General features: G+C 67.3%; 27 protein-coding genes. 17 read left to right on the plus strand and 10 right to left on the minus strand.

All coding sequences use genetic code 11. The features are described 5' to 3' along the window. Nucleotides 1–11: 11 nt before the first annotated feature. Complete coding sequence (locus ACW6W5_RS16235; RefSeq protein WP_121044437.1) at nucleotides 12–1,688, minus strand: electron transfer flavoprotein-ubiquinone oxidoreductase; 1,677 nt, start codon at nucleotides 1,686–1,688, stop codon at nucleotides 12–14. A 232-nt stretch (nucleotides 1,689–1,920) separates the two neighbouring features. Then, complete coding sequence (locus ACW6W5_RS16240) at nucleotides 1,921–2,274, minus strand: hypothetical protein (protein WP_152154144.1); 354 nt, start codon at nucleotides 2,272–2,274, stop codon at nucleotides 1,921–1,923. A 215-nt stretch (nucleotides 2,275–2,489) separates the two neighbouring features. On the opposite strand from ACW6W5_RS16240, the gene ACW6W5_RS16245 reads away from it, so the two are divergent. Next, nucleotides 2,490–2,753, plus strand: coding sequence for a hypothetical protein (locus ACW6W5_RS16245; protein WP_152154142.1), 264 nt, complete (start codon nucleotides 2,490–2,492; stop codon nucleotides 2,751–2,753). A gap of 216 nt (nucleotides 2,754–2,969) precedes the next feature. Then, nucleotides 2,970–4,133: an acyl-CoA dehydrogenase family protein gene (locus tag ACW6W5_RS16250; RefSeq protein WP_152154140.1), complete on the plus strand. Its 1,164-nt coding sequence runs from the start codon at nucleotides 2,970–2,972 to the stop codon at nucleotides 4,131–4,133. Between the two features lies 1 nt (nucleotide 4,134). Here ACW6W5_RS16250 and trmL read toward each other — a convergent pair whose 3' ends face one another. Continuing rightward, nucleotides 4,135–4,614: a tRNA (uridine(34)/cytosine(34)/5-carboxymethylaminomethyluridine(34)-2'-O)-methyltransferase TrmL gene (gene trmL, locus ACW6W5_RS16255; RefSeq protein ID WP_152154138.1), complete on the minus strand. Its 480-nt coding sequence runs from the start codon at nucleotides 4,612–4,614 to the stop codon at nucleotides 4,135–4,137. Nucleotides 4,615–4,657: 43 nt separating this feature from the next. Next, nucleotides 4,658–5,137, minus strand: a complete 480-nt coding sequence (locus tag ACW6W5_RS16260; protein ID WP_152154136.1) for an XAC0231 family protein — start codon at nucleotides 5,135–5,137, stop codon at nucleotides 4,658–4,660. A 342-nt stretch (nucleotides 5,138–5,479) separates the two neighbouring features. Between ACW6W5_RS16260 and ACW6W5_RS16265 the strand changes: the two genes are divergently transcribed. The 4 genes from ACW6W5_RS16265 to ACW6W5_RS16280 all read left to right on the plus strand — a co-directional run bounded on the left by ACW6W5_RS16265 (nucleotide 5,480) and on the right by ACW6W5_RS16280 (nucleotide 10,905). Beyond that, a complete protein-coding gene (locus ACW6W5_RS16265) occupies nucleotides 5,480–8,359 on the plus strand; it encodes a M16 family metallopeptidase (RefSeq protein WP_152154134.1) in 2,880 nt (959 codons plus the stop codon). A gap of 127 nt (nucleotides 8,360–8,486) precedes the next feature. After that, nucleotides 8,487–8,804: a DUF4156 domain-containing protein gene (locus ACW6W5_RS16270; RefSeq protein WP_152154132.1), complete on the plus strand. Its 318-nt coding sequence runs from the start codon at nucleotides 8,487–8,489 to the stop codon at nucleotides 8,802–8,804. Nucleotides 8,805–8,916: 112 nt separating this feature from the next. Next, nucleotides 8,917–9,933 (plus strand): 3-oxoacyl-ACP synthase III, encoded by a 1,017-nt coding sequence (locus tag ACW6W5_RS16275; protein WP_019184878.1) that lies wholly within the window; start codon nucleotides 8,917–8,919, stop codon nucleotides 9,931–9,933. Between the two features lie 81 nt (nucleotides 9,934–10,014). Continuing rightward, entirely contained in the window at nucleotides 10,015–10,905 is an 891-nt protein-coding gene (locus ACW6W5_RS16280; RefSeq protein WP_152154130.1) for an alpha/beta fold hydrolase, read from the plus strand. A gap of 42 nt (nucleotides 10,906–10,947) precedes the next feature. Here the strand turns inward: ACW6W5_RS16280 and ACW6W5_RS16285 are convergent, their stop codons facing one another. Further along, a complete protein-coding gene (locus ACW6W5_RS16285) occupies nucleotides 10,948–11,376 on the minus strand; it encodes a YkgJ family cysteine cluster protein (RefSeq protein WP_152154128.1) in 429 nt (142 codons plus the stop codon). A gap of 103 nt (nucleotides 11,377–11,479) precedes the next feature. On the opposite strand from ACW6W5_RS16285, the gene oleC reads away from it, so the two are divergent. From oleC to ACW6W5_RS16300, 3 genes are all read left to right on the plus strand, one after another. Beyond that, nucleotides 11,480–13,135, plus strand: coding sequence for an olefin beta-lactone synthetase (gene oleC, locus ACW6W5_RS16290; RefSeq protein ID WP_152154126.1), 1,656 nt, complete (start codon nucleotides 11,480–11,482; stop codon nucleotides 13,133–13,135). Continuing rightward, the gene (gene oleD, locus ACW6W5_RS16295) at nucleotides 13,132–14,142 is read left to right on the plus strand and encodes a 2-alkyl-3-oxoalkanoate reductase (RefSeq protein ID WP_152154123.1); all 1,011 of its coding nucleotides are present in this window, start codon (nucleotides 13,132–13,134) and stop codon (nucleotides 14,140–14,142) included. Before oleC ends, oleD begins: the two co-directional genes overlap by 4 nt. Nucleotides 14,143–14,205: 63 nt before the next feature. Further along, a complete protein-coding gene (locus ACW6W5_RS16300) occupies nucleotides 14,206–14,361 on the plus strand; it encodes a DUF1328 domain-containing protein (RefSeq protein ID WP_019184873.1) in 156 nt (51 codons plus the stop codon). A gap of 81 nt (nucleotides 14,362–14,442) precedes the next feature. Here the strand turns inward: ACW6W5_RS16300 and ddlA are convergent, their stop codons facing one another. Further along, complete coding sequence (gene ddlA, locus ACW6W5_RS16305; RefSeq protein WP_121044405.1) at nucleotides 14,443–15,549, minus strand: D-alanine--D-alanine ligase; 1,107 nt, start codon at nucleotides 15,547–15,549, stop codon at nucleotides 14,443–14,445. 102 nt (nucleotides 15,550–15,651) lie between these two features. On the opposite strand from ddlA, the gene ACW6W5_RS16310 reads away from it, so the two are divergent. Genes ACW6W5_RS16310 through ACW6W5_RS16320 form a run of 3 tightly spaced genes read left to right on the plus strand, consistent with a single transcriptional unit; the run spans nucleotide 15,652 to nucleotide 18,691 of the window. Further along, nucleotides 15,652–16,293, plus strand: a complete 642-nt coding sequence (locus ACW6W5_RS16310) for a ubiquinone biosynthesis accessory factor UbiJ (protein ID WP_121044402.1) — start codon at nucleotides 15,652–15,654, stop codon at nucleotides 16,291–16,293. Further along, nucleotides 16,290–17,948, plus strand: a complete 1,659-nt coding sequence (ubiB, locus tag ACW6W5_RS16315; protein ID WP_019184870.1) for a ubiquinone biosynthesis regulatory protein kinase UbiB — start codon at nucleotides 16,290–16,292, stop codon at nucleotides 17,946–17,948. The genes ACW6W5_RS16310 and ubiB overlap by 4 nt, the downstream gene beginning before the upstream one ends. After that, a complete protein-coding gene (locus ACW6W5_RS16320) occupies nucleotides 17,945–18,691 on the plus strand; it encodes a pseudouridine synthase (RefSeq protein WP_121044535.1) in 747 nt (248 codons plus the stop codon). Before ubiB ends, ACW6W5_RS16320 begins: the two co-directional genes overlap by 4 nt. 87 nt (nucleotides 18,692–18,778) lie before the next feature. Here ACW6W5_RS16320 and ACW6W5_RS16325 read toward each other — a convergent pair whose 3' ends face one another. Then, nucleotides 18,779–19,285 (minus strand): DUF2059 domain-containing protein, encoded by a 507-nt coding sequence (locus tag ACW6W5_RS16325; protein ID WP_226956706.1) that lies wholly within the window; start codon nucleotides 19,283–19,285, stop codon nucleotides 18,779–18,781. A gap of 178 nt (nucleotides 19,286–19,463) precedes the next feature. Between ACW6W5_RS16325 and arfB the strand changes: the two genes are divergently transcribed. From arfB to dcp, 3 genes are all read left to right on the plus strand, one after another. After that, nucleotides 19,464–19,895 carry an alternative ribosome rescue aminoacyl-tRNA hydrolase ArfB gene (arfB, locus tag ACW6W5_RS16330; protein ID WP_121044396.1) on the plus strand — a complete coding sequence of 144 codons (432 nt, stop codon included), beginning with the start codon at nucleotides 19,464–19,466 and terminating at the stop codon, nucleotides 19,893–19,895. Between the two features lie 46 nt (nucleotides 19,896–19,941). After that, a complete protein-coding gene (locus ACW6W5_RS16335; RefSeq protein ID WP_226956705.1) occupies nucleotides 19,942–20,502 on the plus strand; it encodes a lysophospholipid acyltransferase family protein in 561 nt (186 codons plus the stop codon). A gap of 146 nt (nucleotides 20,503–20,648) precedes the next feature. Beyond that, nucleotides 20,649–22,805 (plus strand): peptidyl-dipeptidase Dcp, encoded by a 2,157-nt coding sequence (gene dcp, locus ACW6W5_RS16340; RefSeq protein WP_046272277.1) that lies wholly within the window; start codon nucleotides 20,649–20,651, stop codon nucleotides 22,803–22,805. Between the two features lie 240 nt (nucleotides 22,806–23,045). On the opposite strand, the gene ACW6W5_RS16345 is transcribed toward dcp, so the two are convergent. Beyond that, nucleotides 23,046–23,495, minus strand: a complete 450-nt coding sequence (locus ACW6W5_RS16345; protein WP_152154122.1) for a 3-dehydroquinate dehydratase — start codon at nucleotides 23,493–23,495, stop codon at nucleotides 23,046–23,048. 3 nt (nucleotides 23,496–23,498) lie between these two features. Then, nucleotides 23,499–23,909 carry a hypothetical protein gene (locus tag ACW6W5_RS16350; RefSeq protein ID WP_152154120.1) on the minus strand — a complete coding sequence of 137 codons (411 nt, stop codon included), beginning with the start codon at nucleotides 23,907–23,909 and terminating at the stop codon, nucleotides 23,499–23,501. Between the two features lie 178 nt (nucleotides 23,910–24,087). Here ACW6W5_RS16350 and lepB point away from each other — a divergent pair, with 178 nt between their 5' ends. Continuing rightward, nucleotides 24,088–24,720, plus strand: a complete 633-nt coding sequence (gene lepB, locus ACW6W5_RS16355) for a signal peptidase I (protein WP_152154118.1) — start codon at nucleotides 24,088–24,090, stop codon at nucleotides 24,718–24,720. Nucleotides 24,721–24,852: 132 nt separating this feature from the next. After that, nucleotides 24,853–26,127, plus strand: a complete 1,275-nt coding sequence (locus tag ACW6W5_RS16360) for an MFS transporter (protein ID WP_152154116.1) — start codon at nucleotides 24,853–24,855, stop codon at nucleotides 26,125–26,127. On the opposite strand, the gene ACW6W5_RS16365 is transcribed toward ACW6W5_RS16360, so the two are convergent. Next, nucleotides 26,117–26,945: LysR family transcriptional regulator (locus ACW6W5_RS16365; protein WP_458233663.1), on the minus strand; the 829-nt coding region annotated here is incomplete at its 5' end. The genes ACW6W5_RS16360 and ACW6W5_RS16365 overlap by 11 nt on opposite strands.

Raw genomic sequence — 26,945 nt, forward strand, 5'->3', positions numbered from 1 at the left:
GGCCGCGTCGATCACATGCCCGAATAGTTTGGGCCGCCACCGCCCTGCGGGGTCACCCAGACGATGTTCTGGGTGGGGTCCTTGATGTCGCAGGTCTTGCAGTGCACGCAGTTCTGCGCATTGATCTGCAACTGTTCGTGCCCGTCGCTGCCGACGAACTCGTACACGCCCGCCGGGCAGTAACGCGCTTCCGGCCCGGCGTATTCGCTCAGGTTGATCCGCACCGGCACACTGGCGTCCTTGAGCGTCAGGTGGCTGGGCTGGTCTTCGGCGTGGTTGGTGCTGCTCAGGAACACCGAGCTGAGGCGGTCGAAAGTGAGCACGCCATCGGGCTTGGGATAATGGATCTTCGCGTGTTTCGACGCCGGCTCCAGGCAGGCGTGGTCCGGGGTGCTGTGGCGCAGCGTCCACGGCGGGTTGCGGATGCCCAGCTTGGGCAGCAGCCACTGTTCGATGCCGGTCATCAGCGTGGCCACGGTCTGGCCCTTCTTGAACCACTGCTTGAAGTTCTTGGCCTGCTGCAGCTCGGCATGCAGCCAGCTGCTCTCGAATGCCTGCGGATAGGCGCTCAACTCATCGTGCTGGCGATCGGCGGCGAGCGCATCGAAGGCCGCATCGGCGGCGAGCATGCCGGTCTTGATCGCGGCGTGGCTGCCCTTGATCCGGCTGACGTTGAGGTAGCCGGCCTCGCAGCCGACCAGCGCGCCACCGGGGAACACCGTCCTGGGCAGCGACATCAGGCCGCCGGCGGTGATCGCACGCGCGCCGTAGCCGATGCGCTTGCCCCCTTCCAGGTGCTTGCGGATGTCCGGGTGCGTCTTGAAGCGCTGGAACTCTTCGAACGGGCTCAGCCACGGATTCTTGTAGTCCAGGCCGACCACATAGCCGATCGAGACCTTGCCACCCTCGGCGTGGTACAGGAACGCGCCACCGTAGGTGTCGTTGTCCAGCGGCCAGCCGGCGGCGTGCACCACCAGGCCCGGTTCGTGCTTGGCCGGATCGATCTGCCACAGTTCCTTGATGCCGATGCCGTAGGCCTGCGGATCCTTGTCGGCATCGAGCTGGAAGCGGGCGATCAGCTGGCGGCCGAGATGGCCGCGCGAGCCTTCGGCGAAGATCGTGTACTTGGCGTGCAGCGCCATGCCGCGCTCGAATGCCGGGCCGGGCTGGCCGTTCTTCTCGATGCCCATGTCGCCGGTGGCCACGCCGATCACCGCGCCATCGTCGCTGTACAGCACTTCCGCCGCCGGGAAGCCGGGGAAGATCGCTACCTCCAGCGCCTCGGCCTGCTGCGCCAGCCAGCGGGTGACCTCGCCCAGGCTGACGATGTAGTTGCCTTCGTTGTGGAAGCACTCCGGTAGCAGCGCGTTGGGCGTGCTGCGCGATCCGGCCTCGGTGAGGAACAGGAATTCGTCGCGGGTGACCTTCTGCTTCAGCGGTGCGCCGCGCTCGGCCCAGTCCGGGAACAGTTCGGTCAACGCGCGTGGGTCCATCACCGCGCCGGAGAGGATGTGCGCGCCGGGTTCGGACCCCTTTTCCAGGATGCAGACCGACAGCTCGCGGCCAGCCTCGATGGCGCGCTGGCGCAGCCGGATCGCCGTGGCCAGGCCCGCAGGGCCGCCACCGACGATCACCACATCGAATTCCATCACTTCACGCGGGGGCAGGACGTTGATTTCTTCGCTCATGGGGCTGCGTAACTCTTGGGTAGTGCCGCGGGTTGAACGGCGGCGGTTGCCTGGGAATCGCCCGTGTCACGTCACGGCGAAACGGTGGATCAATGCGCCAGAGTACCGGTCCTTCCCGTTCACGCCTAGGCAGCAGCCTCGCCATGGCACGCAAAGCTCGCCGCGGACGGTGGGTTGCTGCGATGCAGCATTGGTGACGGCCGCGCAGGGATCACGCCTCCTCAGGCGGCCATCACAACGGTGCGTTGCTTTGATCCTCGTCACGATAGGTGAAGGGCGCTGCGACACCTGCGCGCAGATCCACCCTGACGATGGGGACCCATCGGCCCGTCTCGTCGCGGAACCGTGATTGCAATGATCGTGCGGAACTGCGGGGCGTTTCGGTGCCGCCGTCGTACGGAAACACGCAACGAACCCTCAATGGATACCCCGAGTGGCCCGACATGTCCGCGATGAGTCCACCCTGCGTGCGATACGCCCATACTTCCTCGATGTTGAGGTCGGCACGAAGGTAGGAGAATGCCACGCCATCGCGCCGCGCTTGACCTTCAGTGGGCTCCCAGCGGCGCGCGGCACGCAGCATCACCCCGCTGCACCGATACGCCGGTAATCCCTGGGCGCATTCACCGACCCATGCCTACCGTGCCGCGCACAAGCGATAGGCCGACCAACTGCAACAGCACCTATCGATCAGTTCAAATGCGGCAGGCACCGGGAAGTGAGCGCTGCGTGCCTGAACGTTGCGTTGGAAATGGCCACCTTGATGCAGCTCCGCTTCGGAGCGAATATCAGGATCGCAACATGAACATGATCGCCTGCTGTGTCGGTGCCTCCTTGGCGCTGGCAGGACTGCTCGGTGCCAAGCCCGCCCAGGCGTACCCGGTCGGCTTGCCTGCAGCCATCAGCAGTAGTGCCGAGCTCCAGAGCTATTGGTGCTGGGGCGCGAGCCCAGGTAATCCGCAACGTTACGTGATGTCCACGTCGGTAACAGAGGCCCGATGGATCTATGCGGCGGACGTGGGCATCCCGCCCAGGCAGGCCAACTGCCGCCGACAGGATCCGTAATCCGGCCACAGCGCCCGACATCGCCACGCTCCGGGCACGCACACGTTCGTATCTGGCCGGGGCGTGGCCATAAGGGATCAGGACATCCCGGCGATCGGGTGGCCGGCTGGATCGGCGCCCGGATGGAGCAGCCAGCTCCTGCTGCGCCAGCCCTTGGCCCCTACCTGCACAACGCCCACAATGGGGCCCTGTTCCACCGCCACCTGCCGGGATGCCATGTCACTCAATCCGTTCGATCTGTTCGATATCCGTTCGCTGCTGAGCGAGGAGGAGCTCGCGGTGCAGGCGACGGTGGCGCGCTTCACTGATACCCGGGTGCTGCCGATCATCGGCGATGCATTTGATGAAGGCCGCTTTCCCGACGAACTGATCCCGGAGATCGCTGCACTGGGTCTGCTCGGCTCCAGCCTGCCCGAACAGTACGGCGGCGGCGGACTGAACGCGGTGAGCTACGGCTTGATCTGCCAGGAACTGGAGCGCGGCGATTCGGGGCTGCGCAGTTTCGTCTCGGTACAGAGCTCGCTGTGCATGTACCCGATCTACGCCTACGGCAGCGAAGAACAGCGCGTGCGCTGGTTGCCGGACATGGCCACCGGCAAGGTCATCGGCTGCTTCGGCCTGACCGAGGCGCATGGCGGCTCCGATCCGGCGGCGATGAAGACCCGCGCGGTGCGCGACGGCGGCGACTGGCTGATCAACGGCAGCAAGATGTGGATCACCAGTGGGCCGGTGGCGGACATCGCGATCATCTGGGCGCATACCGAAGACGGCATCCAGGGCTTCGTGCTCGAGAAAGGCATGCCCGGCTTCAGCACGCAGGAGATCAAGCACAAGATGAGCCTGCGCGCCTCGCTCACCGGTGCGCTGTTCTTCGACAATGTGCGCGTGCCCGACCGTAACCGGCTGCCTAACGTGCAGGGCCTGAAAGGCCCACTGGGCTGCTTGAACCAGGCACGCTACGGCATCAGCTGGGGCCCGATCGGTGCCGCGGTGGCGTGCCTGGATGAAGCGCTGGCCTACACCAAGCAGCGGGTGCTGTTCGGCCGGCCGGTGGCGGCCACGCAGAGTGCGCAGATCAAGCTGGCCGACATGGCGCGCCGGATCACCACCGCGCAGTTGCTGGCATTGCAGCTGGGGCGCCTGAAGGATGCCGGCCAGCTGCAGCCGCAGCAGGTAAGCCTGGCCAAATGGAACAATTGCCGCATGGCCATCGACATCGCGCGCGAGTGCCGTGATCTGCTCGGTGGCGCGGGCATCACCACCGAACATGTGGCGATCCGGCATGCACTCAATCTGGAATCGGTGATCACCTACGAGGGCACCGAGACCGTGCACCAGCTGGTGATCGGGCGGGAGCTGACGGGCATCAACGCTTTTTGAGTCATTGCCCGCCGGCAAACCCGTTCTGGCGCCACGCCTCGTACATCACCACCGCAACGGTGTTGGACAGATTGAGGCTGCGGTTGCCCGGTTGCATCGGCAGGCGCAGGCGGCGGCCGTGGGGCAGGCTGTCGAGCAGGTCCTGGGGCAGGCCGCGGGTTTCCGGGCCGAACAGGAAGGCATCGCCATCTTCAAATTGCTGGGTATCGTAACGCACGCTGCCGCGGGTACTCAGCGCGAACAGGCGCTTGGGCGCAATCACCTGCAGGGCGGTCTCAAGATCAGGATGGACCTGCAGTCGGGCGTATTCGTGATAGTCCAGGCCGGCGCGCTTGAGCTGCTTGTCGCTCAGGTCGAAACCGAGCGGCTCGATCAGGTGCAGCCGCGCGCCGGTGTTGGCGCAGAGGCGGATCACATTGCCGGTGTTCGGCGGGATTTCTGGTTGGAACAGAACGACATGGAACGTGGGCGTGGCAGTCATCGGCGAAGTGTACGCCGTGGCTGCGGGGGACCGCAGCTACGGCTTACTGGCGGATCAGGGTCGAGGCGGCGGCAGCGGCGGTGTCCAGCGCCAGGGCCTGCAGATCGGCAGCCGACGGACGCACCTGCAGGGTCGGCAGGTTGATGATCACTTCATTGGCGACGGCGGTGGCCGCAGCGGTGAAGGTGGCGACGTAGCCGCGGTCACGGGTCTGCTCGGCAGCCAGGGCCTGGCGCTGTTCGGCGGTCGGGCGCACTTCAACGGTGGCCAGCGTGGTGACGCGGCGGTTGGCGGCCAGTTCGGCGCGGTAGTCAGCGATCAGGCCGGCGGTCGGGCGGACTTCCACGACGGCCAGGGTCGGGATGCTGCTGGTGCGCTCAACCTCGGCCTGGGCGATCTGGTCGGCCGAAGGGCGGACCTGCACGGTGTCGAAGGTGACGATGGCGGGGGCGGCCTGCACCGACGAAGCAAATGCGGAGCCGGCGGCGAGGGCGATGGCGATGGCGAGCATCTTGGTGTTCATGGCGAGGTCCTGTTTAGTGTTGGTGAGCAGTGGTGTGGTAGTAAGGTAGTGCACCGATTCGGGGCGTGCAAGAACAATTTGATCTTTCTTGTTTTTGTTCAGCATCCAGTCAGTTTCGATTTGATCCTTGCTTCCCTTGCCCAGTACCACGCAGGACGCGTGCCAAGTTCTATCTGTTGATTTCAAAGGGTTTTTATCGATGTCGCGGTGTCCGCTGTCCGGACAGTTGTCCGCCGCAGGGCCTGCAGGCTGTCCGTTTTGCCCCCAATGACTGTTGGCCGATGCCTTTTGCCTGGGCGGCGCGCTAGCATCCGGCTTCACTTTCATGACCAAGGAACCGGAATGACCGTCCAACTCCGACCGCGTGCCGCGCTGCTGGCTGTAGCGCTCTCCGCCGCATTGGGCTCACTGGCGCCCGCACCGGTCCTGGCCAAGCCGGCCACGGTGGCCAAGGTCGACATTCCGTTCGAGCAGTTCACCCTGCCCAATGGCCTGCGCGTGGTGGTGCACACCGACCGCAAGGCGCCGATCGTGGCCGTCAACATCTGGTACCACGTCGGCAGCAAGGACGAACCCGCCGGCCGCACCGGCTTTGCGCACCTGTTCGAACACCTGATGTTCCAGGGCAGCGAGAACCACGACGGCGAGTATTTCGAGCCCTTCAAGCAGGTGGGTGTCACCGGCCAGAACGGCACCACCAACACCGACCGCACCAATTACTTCGAGAACGTGCCGACCACGGCGCTGGACATGGCGCTGTGGATGGAGTCCGACCGCATGGGCCATCTGCTCGGCGCGATCGACCAGGCCGCGCTCGACGAACAGCGCGGCGTGGTCCAGAACGAAAAGCGCCAGGGCGAGAACCAGCCGTATGGCCAGGTCTGGGAAAAGCTGACCCGCGCGATGTATCCGGAAGGCCATCCGTATCACCACAGCGTGATCGGCTCGATGAACGATCTCAACGCGGCCTCGCTGGACGACGTGAAAACGTGGTTCCGCACCTGGTACGGCCCCAACAATGCAGTGCTGGTGCTGGCCGGTGACATCGATGTGGCCACGGCGAAAGAAAAGGTCGCCAGGTACTTCGGCGACATCCCGGCCGGCCCGAGCATGGCCCAGCCCAAGGTGGACGTGGCCAAGCGTGAGAAGAGCACGCGCGAAGTGATGACCGACAAGGTGCCGCAGGCGCGCATCTACCGCGCGTGGAACGTCGCCCAGGTCGGCACCACCGACATAGACCAGCTGCAGCTGTTCGCGCAGGTTCTCGGCGGTGCGAAGTCCTCGCGTCTGGACCAGCGCCTGCTGCACCAGGACAAGCTGGTGGACAACATCAGTGCCGGCGCCTACAGCTCGCAGCTGGGCTCGAACTTCGTGATCATGGCCAGCGTCAAGCAGGGCGTGGACCCGGCCAAGGTCGAGGCGATCATCGATGAAGAGGTGAAGCGCCTGACCAAGGACGGCCCGACCGCCGATGAGCTCAGCCGCGGCAAGACCGCCTTCCGCGCCGGCTTCATCCGCGGCATCGAGCGCATCGGTGGCTTCGGCGGCAAGGCCGACGCGCTGGCCGAGTGCACCGTGTACGAAGGTGACCCGGGCTGCTTCCGCACGTCGCTGGCCACCATCGATGCGGCCACTGCCGCGCAGGTGCGCGATGTCGGTGCCAAGTGGCTGGGCGCCGGCGACCACACCATCGTGGTCGAGCCGGGCGCGCGCGTTGCCTTGGCCGAACTGCCGTCGGAAACGCCCAAGCCGTTCACCGTGCCCGCCGTGGACCCCAGCTTCACGACGCTGGCCAAGCAGGTCGACCGCAGCACCGGCGTGCCGCAGACCAAGACCTTCCCGGACCTGAAATTCCCGGAACTGCATCGCGCCACGCTGAAGAATGGCACCCAGGTGATCCTGGCCGAGCGTCACGACATCCCGGTCGTGCAGTTCAGCTATGAGTTCCCGGGTGGCTTCACCGCCGACCAGGGCCGCAAGTCCGGCACCGCCAACTTCACCATGGGGCTGCTCACCGAGGGCGCCGGCAAGCTGGGCGCGCTGCCCTTCGCCGATGCCGCCGATGCACTGGGCGCCAAGCTCGATGCCTCCGCCTCGCTGGACAGCACCAGCGTGTATCTGTCCGCGCTGAAGGAAAACTTGGCCCCGTCGCTGGCCCTGTATGCGGACATGCTGCGCCAGCCGCGCTTCGACCAGACCGAGATCGATCGTGTCAAGGCGACCTGGATCGCCGGCATCCAGCAGGAGAAGGTCAACCCCAGCGCGGTCGCGATGCGCGTGATGCCGACCCTGCTGTACGGCGCCGGTCATCCGTATGCGATCCCGTTCACCGGCAGCGGCAATGAAGTGGACATCCAGTCCATGACCCGCGAGGACCTGGTCGATTTCCACCGTGATTGGCTGCGCCCGGAGCAGGGCACCCTGATCGTGGTCGGCGACACCACGCTGAAGGACCTCGTGCCGCTGCTGGAGCGCCAGTTCGGCAACTGGAAGGCCGAGGGCCCGGCCCCGCAGGTGAAGGCCCCGGTGGACGTGGCACGGCCGACCCAGGCCCGCGTGTACCTGATCGACCAGCCGGGTGCGGTGCAGGCCAACCTGTTCGCCAGCCAGGTGGTGCCCTCGTCCAAGGACCCGGGGTCGACCCGCTTCGACATCGCCAACGGCGTGCTGGGCGGCGACTTCACCTCGCGCCTGAACATGAACCTGCGTGAGCAGAAGCACTGGTCCTACGGTGCCGGCAGCAGCGCCAGCAACACCCTGGGCCAGCGCCCGTGGGGCGCCCGCGCACCGGTGCAGATCGACAAGACCGCCGAGGCGATGCAGGAGATGCGCAAGGAGATCGCCGAGTTCGCCAGCGGTGCCAAGCCGGCAACCCCGGCCGAGGTGGCGCGCATCCGCAACATCCAGAACCTGAGCCTGCCCGGTGCCTACGAGACCGCCAGCGCGGTGATGGGCACCATCAGCGGGATCGTGCGGTACCAGCGCCCGGACGACTATGTGGTCCAGCGCAAGGCCGAGATCGAGGCAATGACCCCGGCCCAGGTGCAGCAGGCCGCGGCCACGCTGGACCCGAACGCGCTGACCTGGGTGGTGGTCGGTGATCTCAAGCAGACCGAGGCACCGGTGCGTGCGCTCAACCTCGGCCAGGTGCAGGTGATCGATGCCGAAGGCAAGGTGGTGGCTCCGGCTGCTCCGGCTGCAGCGGCACCGAAGGCCCGGTGATGCCGACAGCGGGTCAGCCATCGTGCTGACCCGCGCCTCAGGTGCCGGGAACCCTCCCGGCCCCTGATCACCCCCGATTCAGTTGTTTCCCGCACACTCCCTTACGTATTCCAGCCAGGCCTTGTCCATGCGCATTCTGCTTCTGTCCGCCCTGATCCTCAGCGTTTCCGCCTGCACCTGGGTGCCGATCGAGTCGTCCGGCAAGACGGTCCGCGTGCTGCCGGGCGGTGCGGTTCCCAGCGGCTGCCAGAGCAAGGGCGAGGTGGTGGTGACCGTGAAGAGCAAGGTCGGCTTCTACAACCGCAACCCGCTGCGCGTGCAGGAAGAGCTGGAAACCCTGGCCCGCAACGAGGCGCCCAGCGCCGGTGCCAATGCCGTGCAGGCCTCTGGCCTGCCCGTCGATGGCAGCCAGCGCTTCCTGGCCTTCCAGTGCCCGCCACGCTGAACCCTTCACCCTGCGTCCGGACCATACGCCCGGGCGTGAATTCGTAAAGGTGCGGTGAAAGCCGTGCCGGCTTACAATAACGCCCCCTTTGCCTGAGCCTTGGCGCTAACTGATGCTCTTCAAGAATGTCTCGATCGCCGGCTTGGCGCACATCGACGCGCCGCACACGCTGACGTCCAAGGAAATCAACGAACGGCTGAAGCCGACGCTGGATCGCCTTGGCATCCGTACCGATGTGCTCGGCGATATCGCGGGCATCCACGCCCGCCGCCTGTGGGATGCCGACATGCTGGCCTCCGACGCCGCCACGCTGGCTGCCCGCAAAGCACTGGAAGACGCCGGGATCGGCGCCGACAAGATCGGCCTGCTGGTCAACACCTCGGTCAGCCGCGACTACCTGGAGCCGTCCACGGCCAGCATCGTCTCGGGCAACCTGGGGGTCGGCGACGAATGCATGACCTTCGACGTCGCCAATGCCTGCCTGGCCTTCATCAACGGCATGGACATCGCCGCCCGCATGCTCGAACGCGGCGAGATCGACTACGCGCTGATCGTCGACGGTGAAACCGCCAACCTGGTGTACGAGAAGACCCTCGAGCGCATGGCCCTGCCGGGCGTGACCGCCGATGACTTCCGCAACGAGATGGCCGCCCTGACCCTGGGCTGCGGTGCCGCGGCGATGGTCATGGCGCGCACCGAGCTGGTGCCCGATGCCCCCCGTTACCGCGGTGGCGTGACCCGCTCGGCCACCGAGTGGAACCAGCTGTGCCGGGGCAACCTGGACCGCATGGTCACCGACACCCGCATGCTGCTGATCGAAGGCATCAAGCTGGCACAGAAGACCTTCGTGGCCGCCCGTGAAGCACTGGGCTGGGCCGTGGAGGAACTGGACCAGTTCGTGATCCACCAGGTCAGCCAGCCGCACACCGCCGCCTTCATCAAGAACTTCGGCATCGACCCGAAGAAGGTGATGACGATCTTCGGCGAGCACGGCAACATCGGCCCGGCCTCGGTGCCGATCGTGCTGAGCAAGCTCAAGCAGCTGGGCAAGCTGAAGAAGGGCGATCGCATCGCACTGCTCGGCATCGGCTCGGGCCTGAACTGCTCGATGGCCGAAGTGGTCTGGTAAACCAGTCGCCGCAGGCTGCTGCGGCGTTGGAATTGAACATCAAGGGCCGGTTCTGCCGGCCCTTTTCACAGGTGCGTTTGCATGCCCCAGCTGCCCGGTTACCCCGCCCATCCGCACCGCTTCGAGGTGCGCCCCGGCCTGTCGATGAACTATCTCGACGAAGGCCCGCGCGATGGCGAGGTGGTGGTGATGGTCCACGGCAATCCGTCGTGGAGCTATTACTGGCGCACCCTGGTGACCGGCCTCTCGGACAAGTACCGCTGCATCGTGCCGGACCATATCGGCATGGGCCTGTCGGACAAGCCCGATGACGCGCACTACGACTACACCCTGCAGTCGCGCGTGGATGACCTGGAGGCGCTGCTCGCGCACCTGGGCATCACCGGCCCGGTGACCCTGGCCGTGCACGACTGGGGCGGCATGATCGGCTTCGGTTGGGCGTTGTCGCACCACGCGCAGGTCAAGCGCCTGGTGGTGCTCAACACCGCCGCCTTCCCGATGCCGGCCGCGAAGAAGATGCCGTGGCAGATCGCGCTGGGTCGCCACTGGAAGATCGGCGAGTGGCTCATCCGCACCTTCAACGCGTTCTCGTCCGGTGCCTCGTGGCTGGGCGTGGAACGGAAGATGCCGGCCGAGGTGCGCCGCGCTTACGTGTCGCCGTACAACAGCTACGCCAACCGCATCAGCACCATCCGCTTCATGCAGGACATTCCGCTGTCACCGGCCGACAAGGCCTGGTCGCTGCTGGAGCGTTCCGGCCAGACCCTGCCCAGCTACGCCGACCGTCCCGCCTTCATCGGCTGGGGGCTGCGTGATTTCGTGTTCGACCACCACTTCCTGAAGGGCTTCCAGGCCGCACTGCCCCAGGCGCAGGTGCATGCCTTCGAGGATGCCGGGCATTACGTGCTGGAAGACAAGCACGAGGTGCTGGTGCCGAAGATCCGCGCCTTCCTGGACGCGAACCCGATCTGATCGGCGTGACGACCAACGGTCGTCACCTGCCCATGCCGATCTTTACGCCGCGATCGGTGCCTGCGGCGGCGCCGGGGAATTGCCGTTGTCGTCAGGATGATCATCGTCATTGTCCGCCTCGTCCCGCCAGCGCCAGTCGGCCAGGGTCAGCGCCGGCATGCCGTGCGCCACGCGCGCCTTGTCGCACTGCGGGCTGGCCTTGCCGTACTCCCACGAGGCATCCACCTCGCGGCACACGCTGGGGCGGTTGGGATGGATGCTGCAGCGCGAATACACCCCGATCTCCGCATCCAGCGCCACGCAGTAGACCGGCTTGGACAGGGTGCCGCGCATGCACAGCCGGTGCGGGTCCAGCACCTGGGTGAGCTCGTGCGGGACCCCACCGGGGGTGACCTCGTCCGATTCCATCCAGTGGAAGGCCACACGGTATTGGGTGCAGCAGGCGCCGCAGGTGAGGCAGGGATGGGGCATGGGGCACCGGCCTTGGGCGGCAGCGAAGCAGGAGGGAAGGGCGCGAATTTTCCACGCCACCGGCCGGCGCGCAAGATTTTTCTGCAGCGGCGACAATGAACGGATGAACAGCGCCATCAATATCGCCGCGCGCCTGCCCGAGCTGGCCCGTGAACGCCCCGACCAGATCGCCATCCGCTGCCCCGGCAAGCCCGGGCCCGGCGGCATGGCGCGTTATGACGTCACCCTGGATTACCGCACCCTCAACGCCCGCAGCGACGCGATGGCGGCCGGCCTGGCCGCGCACGGCATCGGCCGCGGCGTGCGCGCGGTGGTGATGGTGCGGCCCTCGCCGGAGTTCTTCCTGCTGATGTTCGCGCTGTTCAAGAACGGCGCGGTCCCGGTGCTGGTCGACCCGGGCATCGACAAGCGCGCGCTGAAGCAATGCCTGGACGAGGCCCAGCCGCAGGCCTTCATCGGCATCGGCCTGGCCCACGTGGCGCGCCTGGTGCTGCGCTGGTGCCGCTCTGCGCGCCTGCTGGTGACCGTCGGCCGCCGCTGGGGCTGGGGTGGCACCACCCTGGCCCGGCTGGAAGCCCAGGGCGCCACGGCGGCGCCTGCGCTGGCCCCGACCGATGGCGAGGATGTCGCGGCGATCCTGTTCACCAGCGGCTCCACCGGCGTGCCCAAAGGCGTGGTCTACCGCCACCGTCATTTCGTCGGCCAGGTCGAGCTGCTGCGCGCCGCCTTCGGGATGGAGCCGGGTGGGGTGGATCTGCCGACCTTCCCGCCGTTCGCGCTGTTCGATCCGGCACTGGGGCTGACCTCGGTGATCCCGGACATGGACCCGACCCGCCCGGCCCAGGCCGATCCGCGCAAGCTGCATGACGCCATCAACCGCTTCGGCGTCACCCAGCTGTTCGGCTCGCCGGCGCTGATGCGGGTCCTGGCCGATCACGGCCAGCCGCTGCCGAGCGTGCGCCGGGTGACCTCGGCCGGGGCACCGGTGCCGCCGGATGTGGTCGCGCGGATCCGCCGCCTGCTGCCCGACGACGCCCAGTTCTGGACCCCCTACGGCGCCACCGAGTGCCTGCCGGTGGCGGTGATCGAAGGCCGCGAGCTGGAGAACACCCGCCAGGCCACCGAGGCCGGCGCCGGTACCTGTGTCGGCCGCGTGGTCGCGCCGAACGAGGTGCGCATCATCGCCATCGACGACGCGCCGCTGCCGGCATGGTCGCAGGCCCGTGTGCTGGCCGCCGGCGAGGTGGGCGAGATCACCGTGGCCGGCCCGACCGCCACCGACAGCTACTTCAACCGCCCGCAGGCCACCGCGGCGGCGAAGATCACCGAAACCCTGGCCGATGGCAGCACCCGGGTCGTGCACCGGATGGGCGATGTCGGCTACTTCGATGCGCAGGGCCGGCTGTGGTTCTGTGGGCGCAAGACCCAGCGCGTGGAAACCGCGCAGGGGCCGCTGTACACCGAGCAGGTCGAGCCGGTGTTCAATGCGCTGGACGGCATCGCCCGCACCGCGCTGGTCGGCGTGGGTGCGCCGGGTCGGCAGCGGCCGGTGCTGTGCTACGAACTGCAGCCCGGCACCATCGATTCGCCCGCCCTGGTCGAGCGCCTGCGTCGTGAAGCGGCCGCACATGCGCACACCGCGCGCATCGAGCAGTTCCTGCCGCACCCGGGCTTCCCGGTCGACATCCGCCACAACGCCAAGATCGGCCGCGAGAAGCTCACGGTATGGGCCACCGCGCAACTGGAGCAGCACGCATGAAGATCCTCGTGACCGGCGGCGGCGGCTTCCTCGGCCAGGCCCTGTGCAAGGGACTGATCGAGCGGGGTCACCAGGTGCTGGCGTTCAACCGCGGCCACTACCCTGCGCTGCAGGCGATGGGCGTGGGCCAGATCCGCGGCGACCTGGCCGATGCGCAGGCGGTGATGCATGCGGTGGCCGGGGTCGATGCGGTCCTCCACAACGGGGCCAAGGCCGGTGCGTGGGGCAGCTATGACAGCTACCACCAGGCCAACGTGGTCGGCACCGACAATGTCATCGCGGCCTGTCGCGCGCACGGCGTGGGCAAGCTGGTCTACACCTCCACGCCCAGCGTGACCCATCGCGCCACGCATCCAGTGGAGGGCCTGGGCGCGGACGAGGTGCCGTATGGCGAGAACTTCCAGGCGCCGTACGCGGCCACCAAGGCCATCGCCGAGCAGCGCGTGCTGGCGGCCAACGATGCGCAGCTGGCCACGGTCGCGTTGCGGCCGCGGCTGATCTGGGGCCCGGGCGACCAGCAACTGGTACCGCGTCTGGCTGAGCGCGCCCGCGCCGGCCGCCTGCGCTTCGTCGGCGATGGGCAGAACAAGGTCGATACCACCTACATCGACAACGCCGCACTGGCCCACTTCCTGGCCCTGGAGCACCTGGCCCCGGGCGCGGCCTGCGCCGGCAAGGCGTACTTCATTTCCAACGGCGAGCCGCTGCCGATGCGCGAGCTGCTCAACAAGCTGCTGGCCGCGGTGGATGCGCCGCCAGTGACAAAGTCGATCAGCTTCAAGGCGGCCTACCGGATCGGCGCGGTCTGCGAGCGGCTGTGGCCGCTGATGCGCCTGCGCGGCGAGCCGCCCATGACCCGCTTCCTGGCCGAGCAGCTGTGCACCCCGCACTGGTACAGCATGGAACCGGCCCGCCGCGACTTCGGTTATGTCCCCTTGGTCAGCATCGAAGAAGGGCTGGCCCGGCTGGCATCTTCATCGAACGCACAGGATTCCATCACTCCCTGAACACCGCAGGTTGGTGAACATGGCCCCACGCCAACTCCGGCACGCATCAACGCGAGGGTCGACATGCTGCATTACGCCGTCATCTTTTTTGTCATCGCCATCATCGCGGCGGTGCTTGGTTTCTCGGGCATTGCCGGCGCCGCCAGCAACGTCGCCTGGATCCTGTTCGTCGTTTTCCTGATCCTGGCGGTGGTTTCGATGTTCCGCAAGCGGACCTAGTGTCCGGCGCGTCCCGCGCTACCTCTCTCCGGCGTGGGACGCCCTGCGGAAATAATGACGGCCTGACATCGGCAACGATGTTCAGGCCGTCGTTGCGATGGCGCTGCGCAGATCGCGCTCACGCGCATGCCGGTCCATCGCCAGTTCCAGCAGCCGCGTGATCAGGGCGGTGTAATCCAGCCCACTGGCTGCCCACAGCTTCGGGTACATGCTGATGCGGGTGAAGCCGGGCAACGTGTTGATCTCGTTGATCACCACCTCGCCGGCCGGCGTCAGGAATACATCCACGCGTGCCAGGCCGGCACACTCCAGTGCCTGGTAGGCCTGCACGGCGATCTGCCGGATACGGGACTGCTCCGCATCGGTGATGGCCGCCGGCACCACGATGTCGGCACCGGTCTCGCTGATGTATTTGGTGTCGTACGAATAGAAATCATCGTGCACGACCACCTCGCCACAGACGCTGGCTTCGGGGTGTTCGTTGCCGAGCACCGCGCACTCGATTTCGCGGCCGTCGATCGCCGCTTCCACCAGCGCCTTGTGATCGAACGACAGCGCCAGCGCGAGGGCGGTATGGAAGTCCGCCTCGTTGCGCACCTTGCTCACACCCACCGAGGAGCCCTGGTTGGCCGGCTTCACGAACAGTGGCGTGCCCAGCGCGGCGACCAGCGCGGCGTAATCGGCCCGCGCCGCAGTGACCCGGTTGAAGCAGGCGAACGGCGCCACCGCCAGCCCGGCATCGCGCAGCAGGCGCTTGGCCACGTCCTTGTCCATCGCCACTGCCGAGCCCAACACGCCTGAGCCCACGAAGGGCAGGTTGGCCATGCGCAGCAGGCCCTGCAGCGAGCCGTCCTCGCCCAGCGTGCCGTGCACGATCGGGAACACCACGTCGATCTGCTCCAGCGCGGTGGCCGGATCGGTGGGCACCAGCTGCTGGCGCTCCAGGCCCGGCCGCACCGCCACCGCATTGCCCGAGCGGTGCAGCGCGATCCGTGCCGGGTCGCCGGCATTGAGCAGGAAGTCGCGCGGGTCGCTCACGTGCCACTGGCCCTGCTTGTCGATGCCGATCAGGCTGACCTCGAAGCGGTCCTTGTCCAGCGCATCGAGGATGTTCTTCGCCGACTGCAGCGAGACCTCGTGCTCGGCCGAACGGCCGCCGAAGATGATGCCTACCCGGGTCTTGCCCATGCCTGTTGCCGCTCCTGTCACTGTGTTGGGGTGCCATAGCATGAACCGAGTCGGCGCCCGGGAGCACGCCCGCCGTTCAAGGGCACACGGTAGAATGCGGTGATGGCCCGTTCCCTGCTCTCTTCCCTCAAGCCGCTGGCTGGCAATGCGCTGCAGCTCACGCTCAACCGCGCGCTGGCGCTGGACCCGGACACCCGCAGCGCGCTGGCCGCGCTGGATGGCCGCCACATCGCGCTGACCCTGGAATCGCCTGCGTTGGCGATGCGGATCGGGGTGGACGGGGAGCGCCTCACGGTCGGCCCGGTCGATCCGCAGCAGGTGCCGGACCTGGCCGTGCGCAGCACGCTGGGCGGGGTGCTGGCCCAGCTGCCGTTCCTGGCCAATGCACGCCGTGGCGGTGATGCGCCGGCCGGGCGGGTCAAGGTCTCCGGCGATGCCGAGCTGGCCCGCCGCCTGCAGCAGCTCGCGACCCGTTTCGATCCGGACTGGCAGCAGCCGTTCGTGCGCGTGTTCGGCGAGGTGATGGGCGTGCAGATCGCCAACACCCTGCGCTCGGCACTGCAGCACGCGCGCCGCGGCGCGTCCGACCTGGCGCACAGCGCCGCTGAATTTGTCACCGAGGAGTCGCGCGACGTGGTACCCCGAGCAGAACTGGATGCCTTCCACGACGATGTGGACGTGATGCGCGACGACGTTGAACGCATGGCCGTGCGCGTCCAGCGCCTGCGGCAGGTGGGCGCATGAAGGCGATCTTCCGCGCCAGCCGCATCGGCCGCATCATCCTGCGCTACCGCCTCGACGATCTGCTCCAGGGCACCCCGGCCGAACGCTGGCTGCGCCTGGCCAAGCCGTTCGTGCCACGCGCCTCGGCCGACATCGCCGCACAGTCGCGCGGTGCGCGCCTGCGCCTGGCGCTGCAGGACCTCGGCCCGATCTTCGTCAAGTTCGGCCAGATCCTCTCCACCCGCCGTGACCTGATCCCGGCCGACGTCGCCAACGAACTCACCCTGCTGCAGGACCGGGTCAAACCGTTTGATGGCGCTACCGCGCAGGCCATTGTCGAGCGCGCGCTCGGCCGCCCGGTGAGCGAAGCCTTCGCCAGCTTCGATCTGCAGCCGCTGGCCTCGGCCTCGATCGCACAGGTGCACGCGGCGACGCTCGCCGATGGCCGCCAGGTGGTGGTCAAGGTGCTGCGCCCGGACATCGAAAAGCAGATCGACGCCGACATCGCGCTGCTCAAGTCGGCCGCCGCGCTGATCGAACGCGCGCACCCGCGCGCCGACAAGATCCGCCCGCGCGAAGTGGTCGCCGAAGTCGAAAACACCCTGGCCGCCGAACTGGATCTGCAGCGCGAAGGCGCCAATGCCAGCGTGCTGCGCCGCAACTGGATCGACTCGGACGATCTGTACGTGCCCGAGGTGATCTGGAGCCACACCGCCGAGCGCGCGCTGACCCTGGAGCGGGTGTGGGGCATCCCGTCGGACGACATCGTCGCGCTGGACAAGGCCGGCATCGACCGCAAGGCGCTGGCCGCCAAGGGCGTGCGGGTGTTCTACACCCAGGTGTTCCGCGACAACTTCTTCCACGCCGATGCGCACGCCGGCAACATCTGGGTCGACACCGATCCGGCGCGCCGCGACAACCCGCGCTTCATCGCGCTGGATTTCGGCATCATGGGCCAGCTGTCCGAAGAAGATCAGTACTACCTGGCCGAGAACTTCATGGCCATCTTCAACAAGGACTACCGGCGCATGGCCGCGCTGCATGTGGAAGCCGGCTGGATGCCCAACAACGTGCGCATCGATGAACTCGAAGCGGCCGCGCGTTCGGTGTGCGAACCGTATTTCACCCGCCCGCTGTCGCAGATCTCGCTGGCCGAGGTGCTGATCAAGCTGTTCCGCGTGGCCCAGCGCTACGAGCTCACGCTGCAGCCGCAGCTGATCCTGCTGCAGAAGACACTGCTCAACATCGAAGGTGTCGGCCGTCAGCTCGATCCGGAACTGGATATCTGGGCGGTCGCGCGGCCGGTGCTGGAACGCATCCTGCGCGAACGCTACAGCCCGCGCCGGGTGCTGAAGGAAGTGCGCAAGCGCCTGCCCGAAATCATGACGCATACGCCGGACATGCCGCGCCTGGTCCACGCCTGGCTGCGCCAGCAGGTGGAAGGTGATCATGAACTGTCGATGCGCTCGCGTGATCTGGCGGCGCTGAACGTCAGCGTGCAGAAACTGCAGAAGCGCGCGGTGGCCGCGATTGCCGGCGTCGGCCTGATGATCGTCGCCGCGGTGCTGTATGGCCTGCAGCCGGGTGGCTGGTACTTCGGCGATGCCCCGGTGTGGAGCTGGGTGACCGGCGCGGCGGGGGTGTTCTCGCTGGCCAGTGCCTGGTGGCGCCGATGAGCGTGATCGAGCTGCCGGCAGCGGCCCTGGCCGAGCCGCCGGTGGCGCTTCCGCCCCTGCAGCTGCTGCACCTGGACGACCAGCTCGCCGTGGTCAACAAGCCCGCCGGGCTGATGGTCCACGACAGCAAGCTTGCCCGGGGCGAAGACGACTTCCTCGCCGACCGCCTGCGCGAACAGCTCGGCAAGCCGATCTTCCTCGTCCATCGTCTGGACCGCGCCACCAGCGGCTGCCTGCTGCTCGCCTTTGATCGCGAAAGCGCCAGCGTGCTCGGCAAATCGCTGATGGGCGGCGACGTCACCAAGGATTACCTCGCGATCTGCCGCGGCTGGCCGGCCGATGAGGCCTTCACCGTCGACCACGACCTCGATGGCGGCCCCGGCAAACCGGTCAAGAAGCAGGCGATCACCCACTTCCAGCGTGTCGCCGTGGGCGAGATCGCGATTCCGATGGGCGAGTTCGAGACCTCACGCTACGCCCTGCTGCGCTGCCAGCCGCAGACCGGCCGGTTCCGCCAGATCCGCCGCCACCTCAAGCACCTCTCGCATCACCTGATCGGTGACACCAGCCACGGCGACGGCCGCCACAACCGCAGCTTCCGCATGCAGGGCATCCACCGCATGCTCCTGCACGCCGAGCGCCTGCGCTTCCCGCATCCGGATGGCACGCCGATGGACATCAGCGCGCCGGTGGACGGCGAATTCCGCAAGGCGATGGATCTGTTCGACTGGGAAGTGCGCTGACCTGGGCTGCCCGGCTTACTCATCCATGGAAAACGAACAGCTGCCGTACGCGGACTGACACGTAACCCTCTGTGATCCCGAGCCCGATTACTTCTTCGCCGGTGCGGCCGCAGGCGCCGGCTCGTTCACGATCGCCTCCAGGTCCTTCTGCAGATCCACGAACAGCGGCTGCATCTTGGCCTGGATCGCCACCATCACGTTCTGCATCAGCGCCGGCGTCTTGTCCAACAGGCTCTGCCCCGCCGAGCTCTCATAGAACTCCGCCATCGCCAGCACGTCTTCCTTGCTGAAGGTCTGCTTGTACAGATCCACATACATCGGCCGCAGCTCCTTCCAGGACAGCGCCTGGCGCACCGTCTGGCTGGTCCGTTGCTCGATCCGCTGCAACTGCGCCTGCTGCGTCGCATCCAGCTGACGCTGCTGCGCCACCTGCTGGAACTGCTGGCGCTGCATCGCCTCGATCTGCGGCAGCATCGTATCGAGCATGCTCTGCGCGCGCGAGGCGGCCAGCAGGCGGTTGATGTCGGCATCCGAAGGCGGCGCGGCGATGGCCGGCGCGATCGCGCCCAGGCCCAGCGCCAGGGCGAATGTCATGCGGATCAGGCCACGGCGGGCCATCGGGCGGATCGGGAACATTGCGGAGCATCCTGCGTTGCGGGAAACCGGAGAATACCTGCGATGGCGTCATCAGACCGTAATTGAGGACGTTATCGGCGACATCCACGCACGTTGCAGTCACCCGGCCGGCGGTCCTCCCCTTACAATGCCGCCCATGGGCAACGGGCCAGTCACCATCAGCGCGCACCTGACGATTCCGGATACGGAACTCGTCGAGCGGTTCGTGCGCGCCAGCGGCGCCGGTGGCCAGAACGTCAACAAGGTCTCCACCGCCGTCGAGCTCCGCTTCGACGTGGCTGGCTCGCCTTCGTTGCCCGAGCCGTTGCGCGCGCGCCTGCTGGCCCGCCGCGACCGGCGCATGACCGGCGAAGGCGTGCTGGTCATCGATGCACAGCGTTTCCGTACCCAGGACCGTAACCGCGAGGACGCGCGCGATCGACTGGCCGCCTTCATCCAGGCGGGGCTGAGCGTGCCCAAGGCACGCGTGGCCACCAAGCCGACCTACGGGTCGAAACTGCGTCGTCTGGACGCCAAAAAGGGGCGCGCGCAGATCAAGCGCGGGCGCACCACACGCAATTGGGAGTGATTGCTTGAACAACCGAAGTCCGTTGTTGCCGGTGGTTCCGCCGAACATGCCGCAGGTCAAACCGAACCGCTTCCTCCGCTGGCTGGCCCGCTGCACGCTTCGCCTGGGCGGCTGGAAAGTGACCGGCACCCTGCCCGATGTGCCCAAAGTGGTGTTCATCATCGCCCCGCATTCGTCCAACTGGGACGGCTTCTGGGGCATGGCGGCGAAGATCGCGCTGGGCATGCAGGTCAAGGTGCTGGGCAAGGCCTCGCTGTTCTGGTGGCCACTGGGGCCGCTGCTGCGCAAGCTCGGCGTCATCCCGCTGGACCGCAGCTCACCGCAGGGCACCGTGGAGCAGGCAGTCAGCCTGATCCGTGGCTCGGACCGCCTGTGGTACGCGATCACCCCGGAGGGCACGCGCAAGGCAGTGCAGCACTGGAAGGCCGGCTTCCTCAAGATCGCGCGCATGGCCGATGTGCCGGTGCTGGCCGCGTACTTCCACTACCCGGAAAAGACCATCGGCATCGGCCCGTTGTTCCATCCCACCGGCAACGACGCGGCCGACATGGCCGCGATCCGCGCGTACTACCGCCCCTGGCAGGGCAAGACCCGCGGCACCGTCTGAGCGCCGCCGGGCGGGCCGGACCGGGTAGCCCCCACGGCCCGCACAGCCACGCGCCACGACCGGCACATGCCGCCTGCGGGCTTTGGGAGTAGGGTGATCGGCTGCGGGATTTCACGTCCCGCGCCCTCATCCAAGGAGCCCGTTTCATGTCGCGTACCGTAGTTTTGGCCGCTGCCATCAGCCTGGCGCTGGCGGCCTGTTCCGGCAAGGAGTCCACCCCCGTGACCGATACCCAGCCCGCCCCGACCCAGCAGCCGGCCGATGCGTCCGCCAACCCGCTGTTGAGCGCCAGCACGCTGCCGTTCCAGGCGCCGCCGTTCGACAAGATCAAGGACAGTGACTACCTGCCGGCCTTCAACGAAGGCATGAAGCAGCACCTGGCCGAAGTCCGCAAGATCGCCGACAACCCCGAGCCGGCCACCTTCGACAACACCATCGAAGCGCTGGAGCGCAGCGGCGAGACCCTGACCCGCGTGTCGCGCATCTTCTTCGGCCTGGTCCAGGCCGACACCAACGATGCACGCCAGAAGGTGCAGGAAGAAGTCGCCCCGAAGCTGGCCGAGCACCAGGACGAGATCAACCTCGACCCGAAGCTGTTCGCCCGCATCAAGACCATCTACGACCAGCGCGATGCGCTGGGCCTGGACCCGGTGCAGAAGCGCCTGGTCGAGCGTGATTACCAGGAGTTCGTGCGTGCCGGTGCGCAGTTGAACGATGCCGACAAGGCCTCGCTGCGCAAGCTCAACGTCGAAGAAACCACGCTGGCCACGCAGTTCCACACCCGCCTGGTCGCCGCGACCGCCGCCGGTGCCGTGGTCGTCGATGACAAGGCCAAGCTGGCCGGCCTGGATGAGGATGCGATCAACACCGCCGCCGCCGATGCCAAGGCCCGCAATCTTGATGGCAAGTACCTGCTGCCGCTGCAGAACACCACGCAGCAACCGGTGCTCGGCTCGCTGAGCGACCGCGAGCAACGCGCCGCCGTGCTCAAGGCGTCGGAGACCCGTGCTGAAAAGGGCGACGCCAACGACACCCGCGAGACCATCCAGCGCCTGGCCCAGCTGCGCGCGCAGAAGGCCAAGCTGCTCGGCTTCGAGAACTACGCCGCCTACAGCCTGGCCGACCAGATGGCCAAGACCCCGGCCGCCGCGCTCAAGCTGCTGACCGACACCGTGCCGGCCGCGACCGCCAAGGCGCGTGGCGAGATCAGCGAAATGCAGAAGGTGATCGACGCGCAGAAGGGCGGTTTCAAGCTCGCTGCCTCCGATTGGGACTTCTACGCCGAACAGGTGCGCAAGGCGCAGTACGACCTGGACGAATCGCAGATCAAGCCGTACTTCGAGATGGACAACGTGCTGCAGAACGGCGTCTTCTACGCCGCCACGCAGCTGTACGGCATCACCTTCAAGCCGCGTACCGACATCCCCACCTACCACCCGGACATGAAGGTCTACGAAGTGTTCGACAAGGACGGCACCTCGCTGGCCCTGTTCTACACCGACTACTTCAAGCGTGACAGCAAGTCCGGCGGCGCCTGGATGGATGTGTTCGTCGAACAGGACGGCCTGACCGGTGCCAAGCCGGTGGTCTACAACGTGTGCAACTTCACCAAGCCCGCCGCCGGCCAGCCCGCGCTGCTGAGCTTCGATGATGTGACCACGATGTTCCATGAGTTCGGCCATGCGCTGCACGGCATGTTCTCGAAGGTGAAGTACCCGTCCATCGCCGGTACCAGCACCTCGCGCGATTTCGTCGAGTTCCCCTCGCAGTTCAACGAGCACTGGGCGCTGGACCCGAAGGTCTTCGCCAACTACGCCAAGAACTACAAGACCGGCGAGCCGATGCCGCAGGCGCTGGTCGACAAGATCCTCAAGGCCCGCACCTTCAACCAGGGCTATGCGACCACCGAGTACCTCTCGGCCGCCCTGCTCGACCTGGCCTGGCACACCCAGCCGGCCGACGCCAAGCTGCAGGACGTCGCGCCGTTTGAAGCGGCCGCGCTGAAGAAGTTCAAGGTCGACCTGCCGCAGGTGCCGCCGCGCTACCGCACCAGCTACTTCGACCACATCTGGGGGGGCGGTTATTCGTCCGGTTACTACGCCTACTTCTGGGCCGAAGTGCTCGACCATGACGCCTTCGAGTGGTTCAAGGAGAACGGCGGCCTGACCCCGGAGAACGGCCAGGTCTTCCGCGACAAGATCCTCTCGCGCGGCAACAGCGTGGAGCTGGCCGATCTGTACCGCGAGTTCCGCGGCAAGGATCCGTCGGTGGAACCGCTGCTGGTCAATCGTGGCCTGAAATAATCGCGGCATCCCGGTAGGTACCGACCGTTGGTCGGTACGCTTGCCACCAGTGCGCGATGATATTGAAACGGCAGGGGAAACCCTGCCGTTTTTTTGGGTTGCTGCTCCGCTGGGCCGGGCGCTGGACCCCCATGCCCTTTCCGGCGAATGTCCTCCGGCGTCGGCCTGCGGCCGCCCCTCCCCCTTTATTTCGCCTCCAAGGGCATGGGGGCCCAGCGCCCGCCCCACCGGCCCCGCGCATCACGTCCCCACGTGCACGCCCTCGGCGATCTCACTGCGTCCCAGGTGATCCAGCGCGATCTCCAGCGCGTGCATGTAACTCTGTGCGCAGTACCCGCGCGCCACGCCGATGCGCTGGCCCACATGCGCCGGCAGGCATGCCTCCGGTGCACGCGCATCGTCGTCGTGCACTTCCACGTAGGCGTTATGCAGATGCGGCAGCAGGCGCTGCAGGCGCGCGCTGTCCACGCACGCACCCGGATCAAGCAGGGTGACTTCGCCGCGGCTGTGGTCGGCCACGCGCAGGGCATCCAGCAGTTCCTGCTCCGAGCCACACGCGCGGATCGCCACCGTGGTGCCCGCATCGATCGCGCGATGCACCAGGGATTTGAGAACGAGTGCCGGTAGCGGCTGTGCGGTACGGATCAGTTGCCCGGCCGCTTCCGGCCCCCGGATGATGAAGATCGACATGGCTCAGCCCTCCACGGCCTGCAGGCGATGGGCGGCGATCGCCAACGACAGGCGACACGCATCCTGGGGGCCGCTGCTGCAGACCACCCGCGCGGCCGGGGCATGCTGCGGATGCAGGTGCTCGTCCAGCGCGTCGTCGTCGTTGCTGGACATCTCGATGTACGGCATCGGCAGGTCCTCCAGCGCGGTGCGCAGCGCCTGGCCATAACGGGCCCACTGCGGCGCATCGACCGCCGCGGTGGCGATCAGGACCAGCGCCGGGCGGCTGCGCTGGGCACGCTGCAGGCAGCGCACCAGGGCCGGCAGGGAGTCGCAGTCGCGGCAGGCCAGGCGGTGCCCGGCGACCCGCGCAGGCAGCGGCGACGCGTCCGGCACGGCGTTCGACGGTGTGTGCCGGATCAGCAGGATGGTCATGGAACGTCTCTTCGAAGCGCCCTGCGGCGCGGTGTCGCCACGATGCGGCCGCGCCCCGTAAAACCACGATGCCGACCGGGCGGCCCCCGCGTAAACAGTGCGTAGCTTTTTCAGGCCCGGGCAGGGAACTTGCCCGCCGTCCGTCCGGTCACAGCCACACACTTCCTGGAGCGCCCGTATGGATACCCCCGCCGCCGCCTCTGCCCCCACCGACCATCGCCTGCTGCGCTGGCTGAAGAAGGAAGCCCTGCCGTTGCTGGTGATGCTCGGCCTGCTCGCTGCGGCGCGCGACACCTTGGCCAATCACTACCAGGTACCCAGCGGCTCGATGCAGCACACGCTGATGCCGGGCGACCGGGTGGTGGTGGACATGCGTGCCTACGGCGTGCGCCTGCCGTTCACCTCGATGGAGTTGCTGCACATCGGCCAGCCGCAGCGCGGTGACGTGGCGGTGTTCGATTCACCGCAGGACGGCACCCGGCTGATCAAGCGCATCGCGGCGGTCGGCGGGGATCGGGTCGAGCTGCACGACGGTCACCTGAGCATCAACGGCCATCCGCTGGCCCAGGCCGGGGTCGGTGAGATCGAAGACTTCGGCCAGCATCTGGCCCAGCTGGATCTGGGCCAGGGGGGTGGCCCGGACATCACCGGCTTGACCGTACCCGCCGGGCAGGTGCTGATGCTCGGCGACCACCGCGGCAACAGTGCTGACGGACGTTTCTTCGGCCTGGTCCAGGCCAGCGCGCTGTACGGCAAGGCCTCGCATGTGTACTACCGGCGCGGCGAAGGCCTGACCTGGCAGGCGCTGTAACCGCGCCCGCGATCTGAATCGATATCTGAAACATCTCGATTCAGACCTATCAGGTTATGGATCGACCTACCGACGCTGCCTATCCTGAGCGCTGACTCCTCGCTCCGGCCCGTCTACGCGGGCCTTACCGGCATGAATGGCGACACCGCAGCGGTCCCCGACCGCAGCCCCCTGACCAGCACCGCAGCGGCCGCGGGCGATCAGATCCAGCAGGGCACCCCGGCCTTCCGGCGCACGGCGGCCGCGCTGTTCCTGGCCGGCTTCTCCACCTTCGGGCTGCTGTACACGGTGCAGCCGCTGCTGCCGGAATTCAGTCGCCACTTCGGCGTCTCCGCAGCCAACAGTGCGCTGACCCTGTCGCTGACCACCGGTCTGCTGGCGGTCTCGATGCTGATCGCGGGATTGATCTCCGACCGCGTCGGGCGCCGCAGCGTGATGGTCGCAGCGCTGCTGGCCTCCAGCGTGTTGTCCGTCGCCACCGCGATGGTGGATGACTGGACCACGCTGCTGGTGCTGCGCACGCTGCTCGGCATCGCGCTCAGTGGCGTACCGGCGGTGGGCATGACCTACCTCGCCGAGGAGATGGACAGCCGCGCGCTGGGCTTGGCGATGGGCCTGTACATCGGCGGCAACGCGATCGGCGGCATGAGCGGTCGTCTCATCGCGGGCATCGTCGCCGACCATTGGGGCTGGCGCTGGGGCATTGGCGTGGTCTCGTTGATTGCGCTGCTCAGTACCGTGCTGCTTTGGATCCAGCTGCCGCCGTCACGCCACTTCCAGAGCCGTCGCGGCGGACTGCGCGAACTGCCTTCGCGCTGGCGCAGCCTGTTCGGCGATCCCGGGTTGCCGTGGTTGTTCGCCACCGCGTTCGTGTTGATGGGTGTGTTCGTCACCCTCTACAACTATCTCGGCTTCCACCTGCTGGCGCCGCCGTATGGCCTCAGCCAGACCGTGGTCGGCCTGATCTTCAGCGTGTACCTGGTCGGTACCTTCAGCTCGGCGTGGATGGGGCAGCAGGCCAACCGCCATGGCCGCAGCCGCGTGCTGGCGATCTGCTATGGACTGATCGCGCTGGGCATCGTGCTGCTGGCGATGCCGTGGCTGGGCTGCATGGCCGCTGGCATCGCCTTGGTGACGTTCGGCTTCTTCGGCGGCCACTCGGTGGCCAGCAGCTGGGTCGGCAGCCGCGCCGGTGCGATGCGCGCCGAAGCGTCCGCCCTGTATCTGTTCGCCTACTACCTGGGCTCCAGCGTGGCCGGGGTGCTTGGCGGCGTGTTCTACACCCACTGGGACTGGCTGGGCGTGTGCGGTTTCGTCGGGGTACTGACCGTGGCCGGTGGCGTGATCGCCTGGCGTCTGGGCCAGCGCGTGCAACCGGCCACCGTCGCGCTCGCGCTCAGCCGCTGACCCCCTGCAGCAGCCGGGTGAAGTGCCCGATCAACGGCGACGCCGCACCACGCCGGCAGGCCACGTGCACTTCCGAACTGGCGGCACGATCGCTGAGTGCGACGAAGCGCGCCCCGTCCACCTGGATATGGCTGCACGAGGCGGGTAGCACCGTTACCCCCAACCCTGAGGCCGCCAGGCTGATCAACGTCGAGGCTTCCCCGGCTTCCTGCACGATGCGCGGCGTGAAGCCGGCGCCCCGGCACAACGCGATGAAGTGATCGTGGATGCCCGCACCGACCTCGCGCAGGAACCCGACGAACGGCTCATGCGCGAACAGCCGCAGCGCCACCGCCGCATCGGCGGGCAGCTCACGCACCAGCGGATGCTGGCCGTGCACCACCAGCGCCAGCGGATCACTGAACAGTTTGCGTGACATCAGCGGCGCGGGCAGGGCACGTTTGCGGATCAACCCGACATCCAGTTCGCCGGCCATCAGCGCATCTATCTGCTGCAGGGTGTTCATCTCGCGCAGCTTCAACTGCACCTGCGGGAACTGCTGGCGGTAAGCGAAGATCGCGCGCGGAATCTGCGTGGACAGTGGCGTGGCCCGGGTCAGCCCGATGCGCAGCTCGCCGGTTTCCCCGCGCTGCGCGCGCTGGGTCAGATCGATCGCGGTCTCCACCCGGGCCAGCACCTCGCGCGCCTGTTCCTGCAGCACGCGCCCGGCATCGGTGAGTTCCACGCGACGGTTCGCGCGCAGGAACAACCGCGCGCCGAGCAGCGTTTCCAGCTGACGGATCTGCTGGCTGAGCGGCGGCTGCGACATCCCCAGCCGC

This window comes from Stenotrophomonas sp. IS26 (assembly GCF_054188265.1).

Excerpts from the sequence above, each read along its gene's own strand:
- oleD (WP_152154123.1), top strand. The coding sequence starts at position 13,132 with ATGAAGATCCTCGTGACCGGCGGCGGCGGCTTCCTCGGCCAGGCCCTG.
- ubiB (WP_019184870.1), top strand. The coding sequence starts at position 16,290 with ATGAAGGCGATCTTCCGCGCCAGCCGCATCGGCCGCATCATCCTGCGC.
- dcp (WP_046272277.1), top strand. The coding sequence starts at position 20,649 with ATGTCGCGTACCGTAGTTTTGGCCGCTGCCATCAGCCTGGCGCTGGCG.
- oleC (WP_152154126.1), top strand. The coding sequence starts at position 11,480 with ATGAACAGCGCCATCAATATCGCCGCGCGCCTGCCCGAGCTGGCCCGT.
- ACW6W5_RS16260 (WP_152154136.1), bottom strand. The coding sequence starts at position 5,137 with ATGAACACCAAGATGCTCGCCATCGCCATCGCCCTCGCCGCCGGCTCC.
- arfB (WP_121044396.1), top strand. The coding sequence starts at position 19,464 with ATGGGCAACGGGCCAGTCACCATCAGCGCGCACCTGACGATTCCGGAT.
- ACW6W5_RS16245 (WP_152154142.1), top strand. The coding sequence starts at position 2,490 with ATGAACATGATCGCCTGCTGTGTCGGTGCCTCCTTGGCGCTGGCAGGA.
- ACW6W5_RS16345 (WP_152154122.1), bottom strand. The coding sequence starts at position 23,495 with ATGTCGATCTTCATCATCCGGGGGCCGGAAGCGGCCGGGCAACTGATC.
- ACW6W5_RS16270 (WP_152154132.1), top strand. The coding sequence starts at position 8,487 with ATGCGCATTCTGCTTCTGTCCGCCCTGATCCTCAGCGTTTCCGCCTGC.
- lepB (WP_152154118.1), top strand. The coding sequence starts at position 24,088 with ATGGATACCCCCGCCGCCGCCTCTGCCCCCACCGACCATCGCCTGCTG.
- trmL (WP_152154138.1), bottom strand. The coding sequence starts at position 4,614 with ATGACTGCCACGCCCACGTTCCATGTCGTTCTGTTCCAACCAGAAATC.
- ACW6W5_RS16360 (WP_152154116.1), top strand. The coding sequence starts at position 24,853 with ATGAATGGCGACACCGCAGCGGTCCCCGACCGCAGCCCCCTGACCAGC.
- ACW6W5_RS16300 (WP_019184873.1), top strand. The coding sequence starts at position 14,206 with ATGCTGCATTACGCCGTCATCTTTTTTGTCATCGCCATCATCGCGGCG.
- ddlA (WP_121044405.1), bottom strand. The coding sequence starts at position 15,549 with ATGGGCAAGACCCGGGTAGGCATCATCTTCGGCGGCCGTTCGGCCGAG.
- ACW6W5_RS16250 (WP_152154140.1), top strand. The coding sequence starts at position 2,970 with ATGTCACTCAATCCGTTCGATCTGTTCGATATCCGTTCGCTGCTGAGC.
- ACW6W5_RS16280 (WP_152154130.1), top strand. The coding sequence starts at position 10,015 with ATGCCCCAGCTGCCCGGTTACCCCGCCCATCCGCACCGCTTCGAGGTG.
- ACW6W5_RS16275 (WP_019184878.1), top strand. The coding sequence starts at position 8,917 with ATGCTCTTCAAGAATGTCTCGATCGCCGGCTTGGCGCACATCGACGCG.
- ACW6W5_RS16235 (WP_121044437.1), bottom strand. The coding sequence starts at position 1,688 with ATGAGCGAAGAAATCAACGTCCTGCCCCCGCGTGAAGTGATGGAATTC.
- ACW6W5_RS16310 (WP_121044402.1), top strand. The coding sequence starts at position 15,652 with ATGGCCCGTTCCCTGCTCTCTTCCCTCAAGCCGCTGGCTGGCAATGCG.
- ACW6W5_RS16285 (WP_152154128.1), bottom strand. The coding sequence starts at position 11,376 with ATGCCCCATCCCTGCCTCACCTGCGGCGCCTGCTGCACCCAATACCGT.
- ACW6W5_RS16350 (WP_152154120.1), bottom strand. The coding sequence starts at position 23,909 with ATGACCATCCTGCTGATCCGGCACACACCGTCGAACGCCGTGCCGGAC.
- ACW6W5_RS16265 (WP_152154134.1), top strand. The coding sequence starts at position 5,480 with ATGACCGTCCAACTCCGACCGCGTGCCGCGCTGCTGGCTGTAGCGCTC.
- ACW6W5_RS16320 (WP_121044535.1), top strand. The coding sequence starts at position 17,945 with ATGAGCGTGATCGAGCTGCCGGCAGCGGCCCTGGCCGAGCCGCCGGTG.
- ACW6W5_RS16325 (WP_226956706.1), bottom strand. The coding sequence starts at position 19,285 with ATGACATTCGCCCTGGCGCTGGGCCTGGGCGCGATCGCGCCGGCCATC.
- ACW6W5_RS16335 (WP_226956705.1), top strand. The coding sequence starts at position 19,942 with ATGCCGCAGGTCAAACCGAACCGCTTCCTCCGCTGGCTGGCCCGCTGC.